The sequence below is a fragment of the Glycocaulis alkaliphilus genome, assembly GCF_004000605.1.
In the GTDB taxonomy this organism is placed as follows: domain Bacteria; phylum Pseudomonadota; class Alphaproteobacteria; order Caulobacterales; family Maricaulaceae; genus Glycocaulis; species Glycocaulis alkaliphilus.
Window position 1 is genome coordinate 1,850,135 of the sequence record NZ_CP018911.1, and the last position, 14,340, is coordinate 1,864,474.

Below are 14,340 nucleotides of genomic sequence, written 5' to 3' on the forward strand. Positions count from 1 at the left end.
GCTCTAGCCGCCGATGGCCGAACCCGCCTCGATGACGCGGTTAAGCATGAACGGCACCAGCAGGAGCAGGCCCACGGTCGCAATGCCGGTCACGCGCGTGATGACGGCCACGCTGGCGGGCGGGTTGAGGAACTCGCCGCCTGTGGGTTCGTCAAACCAGACCCGCTTCAGGATCATCAGATAGTAGGCAATCGAGACGGTGGAGAAGATACCGGCCAGTACCACCAGCCAGACAAGGCCCGCCTGCACGGCGGCATAGAACACGAACAGCTTGCCGAAGAAGCCGACGAGGAAGGGCATGCCGCCAATCGACAGCAGCAGACCCGTAAAGGCGAGCGCAAGGCCGGGGCGGGACTTGGAGAGACCCGCCAGATCCTCGATCCGCTCCACCATGCCCTCAGCGCGGCGCATGGAGAGGATGACGCCGAACGCGCCGGCCACACCGATCACATAGAGCGTCATGTAGAGCAGAACGGCCCACACAGCCGCCTCGCTGGCTGCAGACAGACCAACCAGCGCATAGCCCATATTACCGATGGAGGAATAGGCCATCAGGCGCTTGATATTGGTCTGCAGGAGCGCGCCCAGCGACCCGATACCCATTGAGAGGATCGCCAGAATAATCGTGATCTGCTGCCACTGGTCGGACATCGCGCCAAACGGCTCCATCAGCACGCGGATGAGCAGCACCATGGCGGCAAGCTTCGGCGCGGTCGCAAAGAAGGCAGCAACCGGCGTCGGCGCGCCCTCATAGACGTCCGGCGTCCACATATGGAAGGGCGCAGCGGAGATCTTGAAGGCAAGGCCGGAGACCACGAACACCAGGCCGAAGATGAGGCCGACAGACGGGTTTTCCGCCGCCAGCGCAATCGCGCCAAACTCGGTGGAGCCAGCAAAGCCGTAAACCAGCGACGCGCCATAGAGCAGCAGGCCGGAGGAAAGCGCGCCGAGCACGAAATATTTCAGGCCCGCTTCCGAGGCGCGAAGGCTGTCACGGTTGAAGGCGGCGAGGATGTAGAGTGCCAGCGATTGCAGCTCGAGACCCAGATAGAGCGCGATGAGATCGCCGGCCGACACCATGACCGACATGCCAAGCGTCGCCAGCAGGATCAGCACCGGGAACTCGAAACGCGCCAGCCGCTCGGTGCGCAGGTAATGGCCAGCCAGAACCAGCGCGATAGCCGCCGCCAGATAGACAACCGCCTTGGCGTAAAGCGAGAAGCTGTCCAGCACGAATGCGCCAAAGAAGGCCGTGCCGCCACCTTGCGGGGCCAGAAACACCGCCACGCCCGCCGCGAGGATCAGGAGCGCCATCGCCGCCAGCGACACCAGACGCGCGGCCGTTTCCTCACCCTTGATGAAGACACCCGCCAGCAGGAGCGCCATGGCGCCAACGGCGAGGATCAGCTCAGGAACGATGAGGCTGAGATCGGCAAGAAGCATGGATCCGGTCATGGGCATCAAGCCTTGAAGCTTACGGGTTGGCGGAGGCGGCCAGCGCCCCCTGATATTGCGAGATCAGCGCTTCGACCGAAGCGGTGGTGATGTCGGTGATCGGGGTGGTGAAGAAGCCGAGCCAGATAGCCAGGAAGGCCAGCACACCCAGATTGATCCACTCACGCCAGTCGAGATCGGTGGCCGACTCCAGTTTCGGGTTCGTCATCTCGCCGAACACGACCTTCTTGTAGAGGGTCAGCATGTAGACGGCCGAGACGATCACACCGAAGGCGGCACCAAAGGCGACGCGCGGGTCGTACTCGAACGCGCCCATCATGGTCATGATCTCGCCGACAAAGCCCGAAGTGCCCGGCAGGCCGACATTGGCCATGGTGAACAGGGCGAAGAAGGCGGCATAGACCGGCATTTTGTGAACCAGCCCGCCATAGAAGGCGATGTCGCGCGTGTGGAAGCGGTCATAGATGACGCCGACACACAGGAAGAGCGCGCCGGAGATGACGCCGTGGGAGATCATCTGGAAGATCGCGCCCTGCACGCCCAGCGCGTTCATCGTGAAGATACCCATCGTCACGAAGCCCATGTGGGCGACCGACGAATAGGCGATCAGCTTCTTGATGTCGGTCTGCCGGAAGGCGACCAGCGAGGTGTAGATGATCGCGATGACCGAGAGCACCATCACCATCGGCGCAAAGAAGGCGCTGGCATCGGGGAACATCGGAATGGAGAAGCGCAGGAAGCCATAGCCGCCAAGCTTCAGAAGGATGCCCGCCAGAATGACCGAGCCGGCCGTCGGCGCTTCCACGTGCGCATCGGGCAGCCAGGTATGAACCGGCCACATCGGCATCTTCACAGCGAACGAGGCGAAGAAGGCCAGCCATAGCCACATCTGCGCATCGCGCAGGAATTCATGCTCCAGCAGCACGGTGATGTCGGTCGTCCCGGAGACGACAAACATATAGATCATCGCCACCAGCATCAGCACCGAGCCGAGGAAGGTGTAGAGGAAGAACTTGAACGCCGCATAGATGCGGTTGGCACCGCCCCACACCCCGATGATGAGGAACATCGGGATCAGCGAGCCTTCAAAGAAAATGTAGAAGAGTACGAGGTCCAGCGCGCAGAAAATGCCGATGACCAGCGCTTCGAGCAGCAGGAAGGCGGCCATATAGTCGGCCACGCGCTTTTCCAGCTTCCAGCTTGCCAGAATACAGATCGGCATCAGGAAGGCGGTCAGCAGGACGAACAGCACCGACAGCCCGTCCACGCCCATGCGGTAATTGATGCCCATGGCAGTGAGCCAGTCGGCCGTCTCGACAAACTGGAAGCCGGGCTGGGCGGTATCAAACTCCAGCACCAGCAGGATCGACAGCGCGAACACGAACAGCGTCACGAACAGGGCGACACCACGCGCATTACGGTCCAGCGCCGGACGGTCTTCTGAGCGCATCAGCGCGCGCAGGACCAGTATCGCCACCGCGCCCAGCGCAGGCAGGAAGGTCAGCGCAGTAAGGATGGGCAGTTGTCCCAGCATGCCTATTGTCCCCCGGCCCGCGCGACCAGCCAGACGGCAAGGCCCAGAACGCCGATCAGCATCACGAATGCGTAGTGATAGAGATAGCCCGACTGCAGGCGCACGATGCGGCGGCCCGCCTGCATGACGGTGCCGGCCACGCCATCCGGGCCGAGCCCGTCAATGATGCGCCGGTCGCCCACCTTCCAGAACAGATCACCAAGCCCGCGCGCGCCGCGCACGAAGATGAAGTCGTAGATCTCGTCGAAATACCACTTGTTATAGAGGAAGCTGTGGAGCGGGCCGCCACGCGCAGCGATCTTCGCGGGCAGGCCTTCCTTCACCACGTAGAACCAGTAGGCGAGCACAAAGCCGAGCACCGTCACGGCAATCGGGCTGAACAGCACCCAGTCGGGCGGATGATGGCCCGTGGCCCCTTCTCCGTAATTGCCTATCGCGTACGGACCGGCAGGCAGGCTGCCGCCCCAGAACTCCAGTGCCCCGCGGCCAACAAAATCACTGCGGAACAGCCAGCCGGCGAATATCGCACCAACGGCCAGCAGCAGAAGCGGGATCACCATGATCCACGGGCTCTCATGGGCGTGGTCAAGCGTATGCTTGTCGCCACGGAACTTGCCGTGGAAGGTCATGAAGATAAGGCGCCAGGAGTAGAACGACGTCAGGCCCGCCGCGATGATGGCCACCAGGAAGGCGAGATAGCCAAACGTCACGCCGTCCGCGCCCGCCATGAAGGCTTCCTCGATGATCATGTCCTTCGAGTAGAAGCCGGCAAAGCCGAGATTGAGCAGCGGAATGCCCACGCCCGTCAGCGCCAGCGTGCCGATAATCATCATGATCCAGGTGACGGGCAGCAGCTTGTAGATGCCGCCCATATTGCGCATGTCCTGCTCGTGATGGAGGCCGTGAATAACCGAACCGGCACCCAGGAACAGGAGCGCCTTGAAGAAGGCGTGCGTAAACAGGTGGAACATGGCCGCCGAGTAGAGGCCAAGCCCCGCCGCGAAGAACATGTAGCCGAGTTGCGAGCAGGTCGAGTACGCGATCACGCGCTTGATGTCGTTCTGCACAAGGCCAACCGTGGCGGCAAACAGCGCCGTCGTCGCACCGATGAAGGTGATGATGGCCGAAGTGTTCGGCGCCAGCTCGTAGATCGGGTAGCAGCGGCACACCAGGAACACGCCCGCCGTCACCATGGTCGCGGCGTGGATCAGGGCGGAAACCGGCGTCGGGCCTTCCATGGCGTCGGGAAGCCAGACATGCAGGAAGAACTGCGCCGATTTGCCCATCGCCCCGATGAAGAGCAGGAAGGCGATCAGCTCCAGCGCCATGAATTCGAGGCCGAACAGGGTGAGCGTCTGGACACTGCCGTCATCGACCTGACCGAACACGGCATCGAAATCGAGCGTGCCGAACACGGCAAACACCGCCATCACGCCGAGCGCCAGGCCGAAATCGCCGACGCGGTTGGTGACGAACGCCTTGATGGCCGCGTCATTGGCGGACTTCTTCTTGTACCAGAAGCCGATGAGCAGATAGGAGGCGAGGCCCACGCCTTCCCAGCCGAAGAACATCTGCAGGAAGTTGTCAGCCGTCACCAGCGACAGCATGGCGAAGGTGAAGAGCGACAGATAGGCAAAGAAGCGCGCGCGGTGCGGATCGTCGGCCATATAGCCCCACGAATACACATGCACGAGCGCGGACACGCTGGTCACAACGACCAGCATTACCGCCGAGAGCGAATCCAGCCGGATGTCCCAGCTAATGTCGAAATTGCCGACGGCCATCCACTGCGCGAGCTCGTAAGTGCGCGCATTGCCAAGGATTGCCACGTCCACAAACAGCCATGCCGATGCCAGAGCGGCGGCGATAGTGGCCCCGGTGGTGATGAACTGGCTGGCGCGCGTGCCGATCTGTTTGTGGAACAGGCCGGCAATGATGGCTGCCAGAAGGGGTCCGAAAACGACGATAAAAGCCATGATGCCGCTCTAGCCCTTCATCAGGTTGACGCCCTCAACCGCGATATCGCCGCGGTTGCGGAAGAAGACGACGAGGATGGCGAGGCCGACAGCCGCCTCAGCCGCTGCGACCGTGAGGATCAGCATCGCGAAGACCTGCCCGGTCAGGTCGCCCAGATGGGAGGAGAACGCGACCATGTTCACGTTCACCGCCAGCAGGATCAGCTCGATCGACATCAAAAGGATGATGACGTTCTTGCGGTTCACGAAAATGCCGAACACGCCAATCGTGAACAGGATCGCGGCCAGCGTCAGATAGTGTCCCAGACCGATCTCGAACATTAGCCGATCCCCTCGCCCGATTTGACCTCGACCAGCTCGACTCCTTCCTCGCGGCGGCGCTGCACCTGGCGCGCGATGTTCTGGCGGCGCACGCCCTCGCGGTGACGCAAGGTGAGCACGATGGCCCCGATCATCGCCACCAGCAGGACAAGGCCCGCCAGCTGGAAGAAGAAGACGTAACGGTCATAGAGGATGGAGCCGAGCGCCTCGGCATTCGTCATCTCCGGCGGTACAGGCGTCTGCAGCGCAGCGCCCGCCGTATCCGACACCACCCAGGTGATGCCCGTCAGGGACAGAATGCCCACCAGCGCCAGCGCAACCGCGCCGCCGAGTGGCAGATAGCTGAGAAAGCCCTCTTTGAGCGCGGCAAAGTCCACATCCAGCATCATCACGACGAAGAGGAAGAGCACCGCCACCGCGCCGACATAGACAATGACCAGCAGCATGGCGAGGAACTCGGCCCCCAGCATCACAAACAGGCCCGCCGCCGAGAAAAAGGTCAGGATCAGGAACAATACGGCGCGCACAGGATTGCGTGCGGCCACTACCATGAAGGCGGAGATAACCGCCGTCCCTGCCAGAATGTAAAACGCCGCTGCCTGCAGCATGGTCCCCCCTTGGGCCCGAACGGGCTGTGGGCTGTCTGGTCAATAACGGCACCGGAAAGGCTTTCCGGACCGGGCTAATATGAGTCGGGCGCCCTTCTAGCGTTACCGGTAGCGGGCGTCGAGTTCGAGGTTCCGGGCAATCTCACGTTCCCAGCGGTCCCCGTTCTCGAGAAGCTTGTCCTTGTCGTAGTAGAGTTCTTCGCGCGTTTCGGTCGCGTACTCGAAGTTCGGGCCTTCCACGATGGCATCGACCGGGCAGGCTTCCTGGCAGAAGCCGCAATAGATGCATTTGACCATGTCGATATCGTAGCGCGTGGTGCGGCGTGAGCCGTCCTCGCGCGGTTCGGCCTCGATGGTGATGGCCTGCGCCGGGCACACCGCTTCGCACAGCTTGCACGCGATGCAGCGCTCCTCGCCATTGGCGTAGCGGCGCAGCGCGTGCTGGCCACGGAAGCGGGGCGACAGGCGGCCCTTCTCGAACGGATAGTTCACGGTCGGCTTCGGCGTGAAAAGCTGGCGCATGCCAAGGCCGAACGCGCCCCAGAAATCCATCAGGGCGGCTCCGCGCAGGGTTTGGGCGATACGGCTCATTGGATTGTCCTAGCTTGCATTCGAGTAGACAACGACAGCGCCCATCACCGCGACCGCGACGAGCGAGGTCGGCAGGAAGATCTTCCAGCCCAGACGCATCAGCTGGTCATAGCGGTAGCGGGGTACGAGCGCCTTCACCATGGCGAACATGAAGAACAGGAACAGCACTTTCAGGGCGAACCAGAAGACCGGCGGTATCCAGGTGAAGGGCGCGACATCAAAGGGCGCATGCCAGCCGCCGAGGAACAGCACGGTCATCAGCGAGCACATCAGCACGATGTTGAGATATTCGCCGATCATGAAGAGCAAATAGGGCGTGGAGGAGTATTCCACCTGATAGCCCGCCACCAGTTCGGATTCCGCTTCCGGCAGGTCAAATGGCGGCCGGTTGGTCTCTGCCAGCGCCGAGATGAAGAAGATCACGAACATCGGAATGGTGATGACAAAGACCGGCCAGGGTAAGAGGTCAAACGACAATACATGCCAGTTCCAGAAGCCGCCGGCCTGCGCCATCACGATCTCGGATAGGTTCATCGTGCCGGCCATCAGGAGGATGGTGACGATCACGAAACCGATGGAAACCTCGTAGGAGACCATCTGCGCGGCAGAGCGCAGCGCGCCCAGGAAGGGATATTTCGAGTTCGACGCCCAGCCGCCAATGATGATGCCGTAAACGCCCAGTGAGGAGATCGCGAACAGGAAGAGAATGCCTACATTGATGTCGGAAATCACCCAGCCCGGCGCGACCGGGATCACCGCCCAGGCGATGAAGGCGAGCGTGAAGGTGATCAGCGGCGCGAGAATGAAGAGCGGACGGTCCGCGCCTGCCGGAATGACGATTTCCTTCAGCACGAACTTCAGGAAGTCAGCGAAGGACTGGAGCAGGCCGAACGCGCCGACCACGTTGGGGCCTTTACGCATCTGCACCGCCGCCCAGACCTTGCGGTCCATCAGCAGCAGGAAGGCCAGCGACAAGAGCAGCACGACCATGAAGGCGAGGATCTGGCCAACCGCCAGCGCCGTGCCCCAGACCGGACCGAATTCGGTGACGAAATCGTTCATCAGCCCCTACTCCGCTGCCTGCAGCGTGGCACGCGCGGCCTTCGCCGCAGCCGAGCACTCCGCCATTGTTTTCGACGCCCGCGCGATGGCGTTCGTCAGGTAGAAATCCTTCACCGGGCTGACGAAGGGCTCAGAGGAAACCTCGCCCGCCTCGCCCAGCGTGGACGGATCAAAGCTGCCCGCACCTTCTGCGCCCGGCGCGTGGTCGATCTGGCCGAAGCTCTCGATCTCCTCGATCAGCTTTGCCCGCAGCGCATTCAGGCTGTCATAGGGCAGCGTCTTGTTCAGACGCGCCGACAGAGCGCGGAAGATCGCCCAGTCCTCTTTGGCTTCGCCTTTGGGGAACACGGCCCGCTCGGCCAGCTGAGCGCGGCCTTCGGTGTTCACGTACAGCCCAGGCTTTTCGGTATAAGCGGCTGACGGCAATATCAGATCGGCGCGCATGGCACCGGCATCGCCGTGATGGCCTACATAAATGACAAACGCCTTGCCGAGCTTGCCCGTGTCGATCTCGTCAGCGCCGAGCAGCACGACCGTATCGAGCTGCCCCTTGCCCGCCGCTTCGAGAATGGCATCCGTATCGCGTCCGCCCTCGCCGGGCAGGAAGCCCATATCGAGACCGGCAACGCGGCTGGCGGCCGTGTGCAGGACGGAGAAGCCGTTCCAGCCTTCGCGCACCACACCGGCGGCTTTGGCCAGCTCTCCGGCGGCGCGCAGCACTTGCGCCCCATCGGCGCGGGCGGTGGCGGCATTGCCGAGGATGATGATCGGGTTTTTCGCGTCTTTGAGCGTCTTGATGAAGCCGGAGCGCTTCTTGGCAAGCGCGCCAATCGCGTCCGGACCGCTGCCCAGATGCTCATACGGATAGGTGAGATCAACGGCCTCGCCGATCATCGCCACATCGAGCTGGCCATTGAGCCAGCGCTGGCGGATGCGGGCATTGAGCACCGGCGCATCGACGCGCGGATTGGCACCGATAAAGAGAATGGCGTCGGCCTTGTCGATACCGGCAATCGTCGCGTTGAAGAGATAGCCTTCGCGCGCTCCGCCGCCGAGTTTCGAGCCATCCTGACGGCAATCGAGCGATGTCACACCGAGCGCGTCAAAGAGGTCTTTGGCGGCTTTGAGGCCTTCGGCATCGTTGAGATCACCAGCGATCACACCGATCTTCGACGCATCGCCGGAGAGTTTTTCCGCCGCCACGGTCAGCGCCTCATCCCAGCCAATGGCGGTGAGTTTGCCGCCCTTGCGCACATAGGGCTTGTCGAGGCGCTGGCGGCCAAGACCGTCCCACACGAAGCGTGTCTTGTCGGAAATCCATTCCTCGTTCACGCCCTCATGGATGCGCGGCATGATGCGCAGCACAGCGCCGGAACGGCTATCCACACGGATATTGGCGCCGAGCGCGTCCATCACGTCGATAGTCTCGGTCTTGGTCAGCTCCCAGGGCCGCGCATTGAAGGCGTAGGGGCGCGAGGTGAGCGCGCCGACCGGACACAGATCGATGACATTGCCGGAGAGCTCCGACGTCATGGACTGCTCCAGATAGGTCGTGATCTCCATGTCCTCGCCGCGCCCGATGGCGCCGATTTCCGGCACACCGGCAATCTCGGTGGCAAAGCGCACGCAGCGCGTACACTGGATACAGCGCGTCATAACCGTCTTGATGAGCGGGCCCATGTATTTGTCTTCAACCGCGCGCTTGTTTTCGCCATAGCGAGAGCCTGCGCGGCCATACATCAGCGACTGGTCCTGCAAATCGCACTCGCCGCCCTGGTCACAGATCGGGCAGTCCAGCGGGTGGTTGATGAGGAGGAACTCCATCACCCCTTCGCGCGCCTTTTTGACCAGCGGAGAAAGCGTGCGCATGGCAGGCGGCTCGCCATTGGGTCCGCCGCGCATGTCACGCACCAGGAAGGCACAGGACGCCACCGGCTTGGGCGCACCGACCAGCTCCACAAGGCACATCCGGCAATTACCGGCCACCGACAGGCGCTCATGGTAGCAGAAGCGCGGAATCTCGCGCCCCGCCGCCTCGGCAGCCTGCAGCAGGTTATAGTCCTGCGGAACGGTGACCTCGTCGCCGTCAATGATGATGGTGCGCGTATTCTCGCTCATCAAACCTGCTCCACGGCCCCTTCGGGCATCAAACTTTCGTCAGGGCGCCTTCGCCCACCACAGTCGTCCATTCACGCACCCGCCAGCTCGCGATCAGCCCGTTCTTCACGTACGGGTCTTCGTTCGCAAACCGCTCGGCCACGCCTTTGTCTTCACCCTTGAACACCAGCACCGCGCCATCGGCGGGGTCTGCCAGCGCACCGGCCAGCACCAGCTCGCCGCGCGCCTGAAACTCGCGTGCGAGACCCAGATGCACCGAGCGGAACTCGCCCCGGCGCTCCATGTAGTCCGGCGCGGTCTCGTAGAAGAGGATGAAGTGTTTCATCGTTCCCTACTCCGCTGCCGCAGGGTGAAGGATGGAATCGGCCAGCCGCCGAGACGCATGCAGCACCTCGATACCGACAATCTTGTTGTCAGCATCCAGATCGATCACGATGTCATCGGCCACCTCGTCGCTTTCCACGACTTTGGCGTCCGTGAGGCGCAGATAGGCTGCATCTGCCTCGTGGTCATACCGCCAGTTCATCACTCTCTCCTGCTCCGGCGCTCTCCGCGGTCGAAGAATGCCGTCACGATGGTGTAGCTGCCCGACTCCTGCCGGGAAACCACTCTGAGGACCCTGCCTTCAAACTCAGGCAGTGCCTTGAAATACCTTACCAGATCCGGGTCTTTCGGGTCTGGCTCTGTCCGGTCTGGCTGAGACAGCGCTGCCTCAATCCATTCCGTTTTTACACCTCTCGCTTCGATCCGCTCACGCGCATGTGCCGTCAATCGAAGCCTCACGCTCCTACTCCGCTGCCACCGGCACAAACACCGGCTTGCCGGCGCGGTAATTATTGATCCGGTCTTCGATCTCGTGGCGGAAATGGCGGATCAGGCCCTGTACCGGCCAGGCCGCCGCATCGCCGAGCGCGCAGATCGTGTGGCCTTCCACCTGGCCCGCCACGTCCAAGAGATCATCGATCTCGCCGATCTCGGCTTCACCGCGCGCCATGCGCTCCAGCACGCGCCACATCCAGCCCGTACCCTCACGGCACGGCGTACACTGGCCGCAGCTCTCGTGCTTGTAGAAATAGCTGATGCGGGCAATCGCCTTCACCACGTCGGTGGAGTTGTCCATCACGATGACGGCGGCGGTGCCCAGACCCGATTTCACATCGCGCAGCGCGTCGAAATCCATCAGCACGTCGTCGCAGATCTCTTTGGGGATCAGCGGCACGGACGAGCCGCCCGGGATCACGGCCTTGAGATTATCCCAGCCGCCGCGCACACCGCCCGCATAGGTGTCGATCAGTTTTTTAAGCGGGATCGACATCGCCTCTTCCACATTGCACGGCGCGTTCACATGGCCGGAAATGGAGAAGATTTTGGTGCCGGAATTGTTCGGACGGCCAAACTGAAGAAACCACTCCTTGCCCCGGCGCAGGATTGTCGGTGCAACGGCAATGGATTCCACATTGTTCACGGTGGTGGGGCAGCCATAGAGGCCCGCGCCTGCCGGGAATGGCGGCTTCATGCGCGGCTGACCCTTCTTGCCCTCAAGGCTTTCCAGAAGCGCCGTTTCCTCACCGCAGATATACGCGCCTGCGCCGTGATGGATGTAGACGTCGAAATCCCAGCCGTTCTTGTTGTCCTTGCCGATGAGTTTGGCCTCATAGGCTTCGGCGACAGCAGCTTCCATGCGCTCGCGCTCATGCACATATTCGCCGCGCAGATAGATGTAGCAGGCATGGGCCTGCATCGCGAAGCTGGCGATAAGGCAGCCTTCGATCAGATGGTGGGGATCATTGCGCATGATCTCCCGGTCCTTGCAGGTGCCGGGCTCGGACTCGTCGGCATTGACCACCAGATAGTGCGGGCGCGCGCCCACTTCCTTTGGCATGAACGACCATTTGAGGCCCGTCGGGAAGCCTGCCCCGCCGCGTCCGCGCAGGCCGGACCCCTTCATCTCGTCGATGATCCAGTCGCGCCCCTGCTGCAGGATTTCGGCAGTGCCGTTCCAGCATCCGCGCTTTTTGGCCCCCTCCAGGCGCCAGTCATGGCGGCCATAGAGATTGGTGAAAATCCGGTCTTTATCGTGAAGAAGCATTATTCAGCATCCTTCTTCGTGGCGGGTTTCTTCGCCGCAGGTTTTTTGGCCGCAGGCTTTTTCGCGGCAGTCTTGGCGGCAGGCTTTTTGGCCGGAGCCGTTTTCGCCACGGCCTTCGCGGTCTTGCGCGGCGCGCTCTTCACCGCACCGCCCGATTCATCAGCGTCAGGCGCCTTTTGGGCCGGGCGGCCCTTCTTGACGGGATCAGGGTCTTCACCCTTTTCCGCCGCCGCTTTGGCTTCCGGTGTGTTGGGCAGGTAAGGCATGGGCTTTGCCCGGCTGCCATCATACAGCTCCGCGGCCGTCAGAACCGCAACATCAGCTTCGACAGGCTCGGAGCATTTGCGCCCCGTTACGGGCCCCATCTCGACGGGTTTACCAGCAGCCAGATCATCCAGAATCTGTTCCAGCGCGGCGCCTGTCAGATCCTCGTAGTAATAGTCACCATCCTTGTTGGCGATCTGGACCATGGGCGCGTTGGAGCACGCGCCGAGGCATTCCACCTCTTCCCAGGAGAATTTGCCATCGGCGCTGACATTGCCGCGGCCCTTCTTGCCGATGCGCTTCTCGCACACGGCTTTCAGGTCGTCCGCCCCGCGCAGCCAGCACGGCGTCGTGCCGCACACCTGGATCAGGTGCTCGCCCACAGGCTCCAGATTGAACATGGTGTAGAAGGTCGCGACCTCGTAGACGCGGATATAGGGCATCTCGCAGCGCGCCGCGATCTCGCGCAGGGCAGGCTCGGACACCCAGCCCTCCTGCTTCTGGGCAAGCCAGAGCAGCGGAATGACAGCAGAGGCTTTCCGGTCTTCCGGATACTTGTTCATCCAGAACGCAATTTTCTTCTCGCTTTCCTTTGAAAACGTGAAGCTTTCCGGTTGCACTTCGGCGGCTGCAAGACGGCGCACGCTCATCCCGGCTACCCTTCCCTTATAAAGTCGACGCGCGCGATAAACCCATCACGCACGGTGTAAATCACAACAAGATCGATGGGCGCGGACTTCGCTTCGCCTTCCAGCCAGACGCGCTCATGATCGATCACGCGAGAGCCGATCACCGCGCGGTGGACAGCGATGGCGTGAAGGCCTTCGCTCTTGAACCGCTCGACATAGCGCGCGCGGAAGGCATCGCGGCCTTTCAGGCTCAGCACGCCGGGGAAATCATAGACTTCCACATCGTCTGCAAAGCAGGCCGCGAACGCGTCCAGATCGCGCGCATTATACGCGGCCAGCTGGGCCTCAGCGAGGCGCTCAGGACTGGCAGCGTCTGCTATGGCGTGCGCGGCGAGCATTAGCGGTCCACCTCTCCGAACACGATGTCGAGAGAACCCAGAATCGCCGATACGTCAGCGAGCATGTGGCCCCGGTTCAGATGATCCATGGCCGCAAGGTGAGCAAAGCCCGGCGCGCGGATTTTCACCCGGTAGGGCTTGTTGGAGCCATCAGCGACCAGATAGACGCCGAACTCGCCCTTGGGCGCTTCCACGGCGGCGTAGCAATGGCCCTCAGGCACGTGGACGCCTTCGGTGTAAAGCTTGAAGTGGTGGATGAGCGCTTCCATGGAGCGCTTCATCTCGGCGCGGCGCGGCGGCGCAAACTTGGTGTCTGTCGGCAGCACTTCGCCCTGATTTTCAGGCTTCGACAGCCACTCACAGCATTGCTGCATGATCTTGCAAGACTCGCGCATCTCCTCCATGCGGACGAGATAGCGGTCATAGCAATCGCCGTTCTTGCCAATCGCGATCTTGAAGTCGAGCTCGTCATAGACCTCGTAGGGCTGCGCACGGCGCAAATCCCAGGCCATGCCGGAGCCGCGTACCATCACACCGGAGAAACCCCAGGCGAGCGCATCTTCCTTCGACACCACGCCAATATCGGCATTGCGCTGCTTGAAGATGCGGTTATCGGTCAGAAGCGCGTCAATGTCGTTGAGCGCCTTGGGGAATGCCTCGCACCATTTGGCGATGTCATCGACCAGTTCCTGCGGCAGGTCCTGATGGACGCCGCCGGGGCGGAAATAGTGCGCGTGCAGGCGCGCGCCCGACGCGCGCTCGTAGAAGATCATCAGCTTTTCGCGCTCTTCAAAGCCCCAGAGCGGCGGGGTCAGCGCGCCAACGTCCATCGCCTGCGTGGTGACGTTCAAGAGGTGATTGAGGATGCGGCCGATCTCGCAATAGAGCACACGTACATACTGGCCGCGCTTCGGGACAGGGATGCCGGCAAGCCGCTCGACCGCCAGGCAGAAGGCATGCTCCTGGTTCATCGGCGCGACATAGTCGAGACGGTCGAAATAGCCGATGCCCTGCAGATAGGTCTTGTGCTCCAGCAGCTTCTCGGTGCCGCGATGCAACAGGCCAATATGCGGATCAACGCGCTCGACTACCTCGCCATCCAGCTCCAGCACCATGCGCAACACGCCGTGGGCGGCCGGGTGAACGGGGCCGAAATTGATCGTGAAGTTGCGGATGTCTTCGGTGGCGGGCGTATCGGTCACAGCGGCGCACCTCCGTGCAAAAGCGAGTAGCGAGTAGTGAGTAGCGAATAGCGGGCGCGCTCTGGCGTCCGGTCTTCAAAGTGGCGTGCGGCG

The 14,340-nt window shown here is 62.2% G+C and carries 14 protein-coding genes and 1 pseudogene; all 15 read right to left on the reverse strand.

Going from position 1 to position 14,340, the window contains the following annotated elements; genetic code table 11:
* Positions 1-3: 3 nt before the first annotated feature.
* The 15 genes and pseudogenes from nuoN to X907_RS08875 all read right to left on the reverse strand — a co-directional run bounded on the left by nuoN (position 4) and on the right by X907_RS08875 (position 14,247).
* Complete coding sequence (gene nuoN, locus X907_RS08805; protein WP_127567158.1) at positions 4-1,455, reverse strand: NADH-quinone oxidoreductase subunit NuoN; 1,452 nt, start codon at positions 1,453-1,455, stop codon at positions 4-6.
* A 19-nt stretch (positions 1,456-1,474) separates the two neighbouring features.
* Complete coding sequence (locus X907_RS08810; RefSeq protein WP_127567160.1) at positions 1,475-2,989, reverse strand: NADH-quinone oxidoreductase subunit M; 1,515 nt, start codon at positions 2,987-2,989, stop codon at positions 1,475-1,477.
* A gap of 2 nt (positions 2,990-2,991) precedes the next feature.
* The gene (nuoL, locus tag X907_RS08815; protein ID WP_127567162.1) at positions 2,992-4,965 is read right to left on the reverse strand and encodes an NADH-quinone oxidoreductase subunit L; all 1,974 of its coding nucleotides are present in this window, start codon (positions 4,963-4,965) and stop codon (positions 2,992-2,994) included.
* A 9-nt stretch (positions 4,966-4,974) separates the two neighbouring features.
* A complete protein-coding gene (gene nuoK, locus X907_RS08820) occupies positions 4,975-5,286 on the reverse strand; it encodes an NADH-quinone oxidoreductase subunit NuoK (RefSeq protein ID WP_127567164.1) in 312 nt (103 codons plus the stop codon).
* Positions 5,286-5,894: an NADH-quinone oxidoreductase subunit J gene (locus tag X907_RS08825; RefSeq protein ID WP_127567166.1), complete on the reverse strand. Its 609-nt coding sequence runs from the start codon at positions 5,892-5,894 to the stop codon at positions 5,286-5,288. Before X907_RS08825 ends, nuoK begins: the two co-directional genes overlap by 1 nt.
* Before the next feature lie 102 nt (positions 5,895-5,996).
* Positions 5,997-6,485 (reverse strand): NADH-quinone oxidoreductase subunit NuoI, encoded by a 489-nt coding sequence (gene nuoI / locus X907_RS08830; protein ID WP_127567168.1) that lies wholly within the window; start codon positions 6,483-6,485, stop codon positions 5,997-5,999.
* Between the two features lie 9 nt (positions 6,486-6,494).
* The gene (gene nuoH / locus X907_RS08835; protein ID WP_127567170.1) at positions 6,495-7,547 is read right to left on the reverse strand and encodes an NADH-quinone oxidoreductase subunit NuoH; all 1,053 of its coding nucleotides are present in this window, start codon (positions 7,545-7,547) and stop codon (positions 6,495-6,497) included.
* A gap of 6 nt (positions 7,548-7,553) precedes the next feature.
* On the reverse strand, positions 7,554-9,665 hold the full coding sequence (gene nuoG, locus X907_RS08840; protein ID WP_127567172.1) for an NADH-quinone oxidoreductase subunit NuoG: 2,112 nt from the start codon (positions 9,663-9,665) through the stop codon (positions 7,554-7,556).
* Between the two features lie 28 nt (positions 9,666-9,693).
* The gene (locus X907_RS08845) at positions 9,694-9,990 is read right to left on the reverse strand and encodes a YciI-like protein (RefSeq protein WP_127567174.1); all 297 of its coding nucleotides are present in this window, start codon (positions 9,988-9,990) and stop codon (positions 9,694-9,696) included.
* A 6-nt stretch (positions 9,991-9,996) separates the two neighbouring features.
* Positions 9,997-10,191, reverse strand: coding sequence for a DUF2283 domain-containing protein (locus tag X907_RS08850; RefSeq protein WP_127567176.1), 195 nt, complete (start codon positions 10,189-10,191; stop codon positions 9,997-9,999).
* Positions 10,191-10,448, reverse strand: a complete 258-nt coding sequence (locus tag X907_RS14775; RefSeq protein WP_127567178.1) for a DUF4258 domain-containing protein — start codon at positions 10,446-10,448, stop codon at positions 10,191-10,193. Before X907_RS14775 ends, X907_RS08850 begins: the two co-directional genes overlap by 1 nt.
* A gap of 4 nt (positions 10,449-10,452) precedes the next feature.
* Complete coding sequence (gene nuoF / locus X907_RS08860; protein ID WP_127567180.1) at positions 10,453-11,754, reverse strand: NADH-quinone oxidoreductase subunit NuoF; 1,302 nt, start codon at positions 11,752-11,754, stop codon at positions 10,453-10,455.
* Positions 11,755-11,966: 212 nt separating this feature from the next.
* Positions 11,967-12,668: pseudogene (gene nuoE, locus X907_RS08865) on the reverse strand (NADH-quinone oxidoreductase subunit NuoE); the annotation flags it as partial.
* 5 nt (positions 12,669-12,673) lie between these two features.
* Positions 12,674-13,045 (reverse strand): nuclear transport factor 2 family protein, encoded by a 372-nt coding sequence (locus X907_RS08870; RefSeq protein ID WP_127567184.1) that lies wholly within the window; start codon positions 13,043-13,045, stop codon positions 12,674-12,676.
* On the reverse strand, positions 13,045-14,247 hold the full coding sequence (locus tag X907_RS08875; RefSeq protein ID WP_127567186.1) for an NADH-quinone oxidoreductase subunit D: 1,203 nt from the start codon (positions 14,245-14,247) through the stop codon (positions 13,045-13,047). Before X907_RS08875 ends, X907_RS08870 begins: the two co-directional genes overlap by 1 nt.
* Positions 14,248-14,340: the final 93 nt, after the last annotated feature.

Coding starts and splice junctions, on each gene's coding strand:
- nuoN (WP_127567158.1), bottom strand. CDS start 1,455: ATGACCGGATCCATGCTTCTTGCCGATCTCAGCCTCATCGTTCCTGAG.
- X907_RS08810 (WP_127567160.1), bottom strand. CDS start 2,989: ATGCTGGGACAACTGCCCATCCTTACTGCGCTGACCTTCCTGCCTGCG.
- nuoL (WP_127567162.1), bottom strand. CDS start 4,965: ATGGCTTTTATCGTCGTTTTCGGACCCCTTCTGGCAGCCATCATTGCC.
- nuoK (WP_127567164.1), bottom strand. CDS start 5,286: ATGTTCGAGATCGGTCTGGGACACTATCTGACGCTGGCCGCGATCCTG.
- X907_RS08825 (WP_127567166.1), bottom strand. CDS start 5,894: ATGCTGCAGGCAGCGGCGTTTTACATTCTGGCAGGGACGGCGGTTATC.
- nuoI (WP_127567168.1), bottom strand. CDS start 6,485: ATGAGCCGTATCGCCCAAACCCTGCGCGGAGCCGCCCTGATGGATTTC.
- nuoH (WP_127567170.1), bottom strand. CDS start 7,547: ATGAACGATTTCGTCACCGAATTCGGTCCGGTCTGGGGCACGGCGCTG.
- nuoG (WP_127567172.1), bottom strand. CDS start 9,665: ATGAGCGAGAATACGCGCACCATCATCATTGACGGCGACGAGGTCACC.
- X907_RS08845 (WP_127567174.1), bottom strand. CDS start 9,990: ATGAAACACTTCATCCTCTTCTACGAGACCGCGCCGGACTACATGGAG.
- X907_RS08850 (WP_127567176.1), bottom strand. CDS start 10,191: ATGAACTGGCGGTATGACCACGAGGCAGATGCAGCCTATCTGCGCCTC.
- nuoF (WP_127567180.1), bottom strand. CDS start 11,754: ATGCTTCTTCACGATAAAGACCGGATTTTCACCAATCTCTATGGCCGC.
- X907_RS08870 (WP_127567184.1), bottom strand. CDS start 13,045: ATGCTCGCCGCGCACGCCATAGCAGACGCTGCCAGTCCTGAGCGCCTC.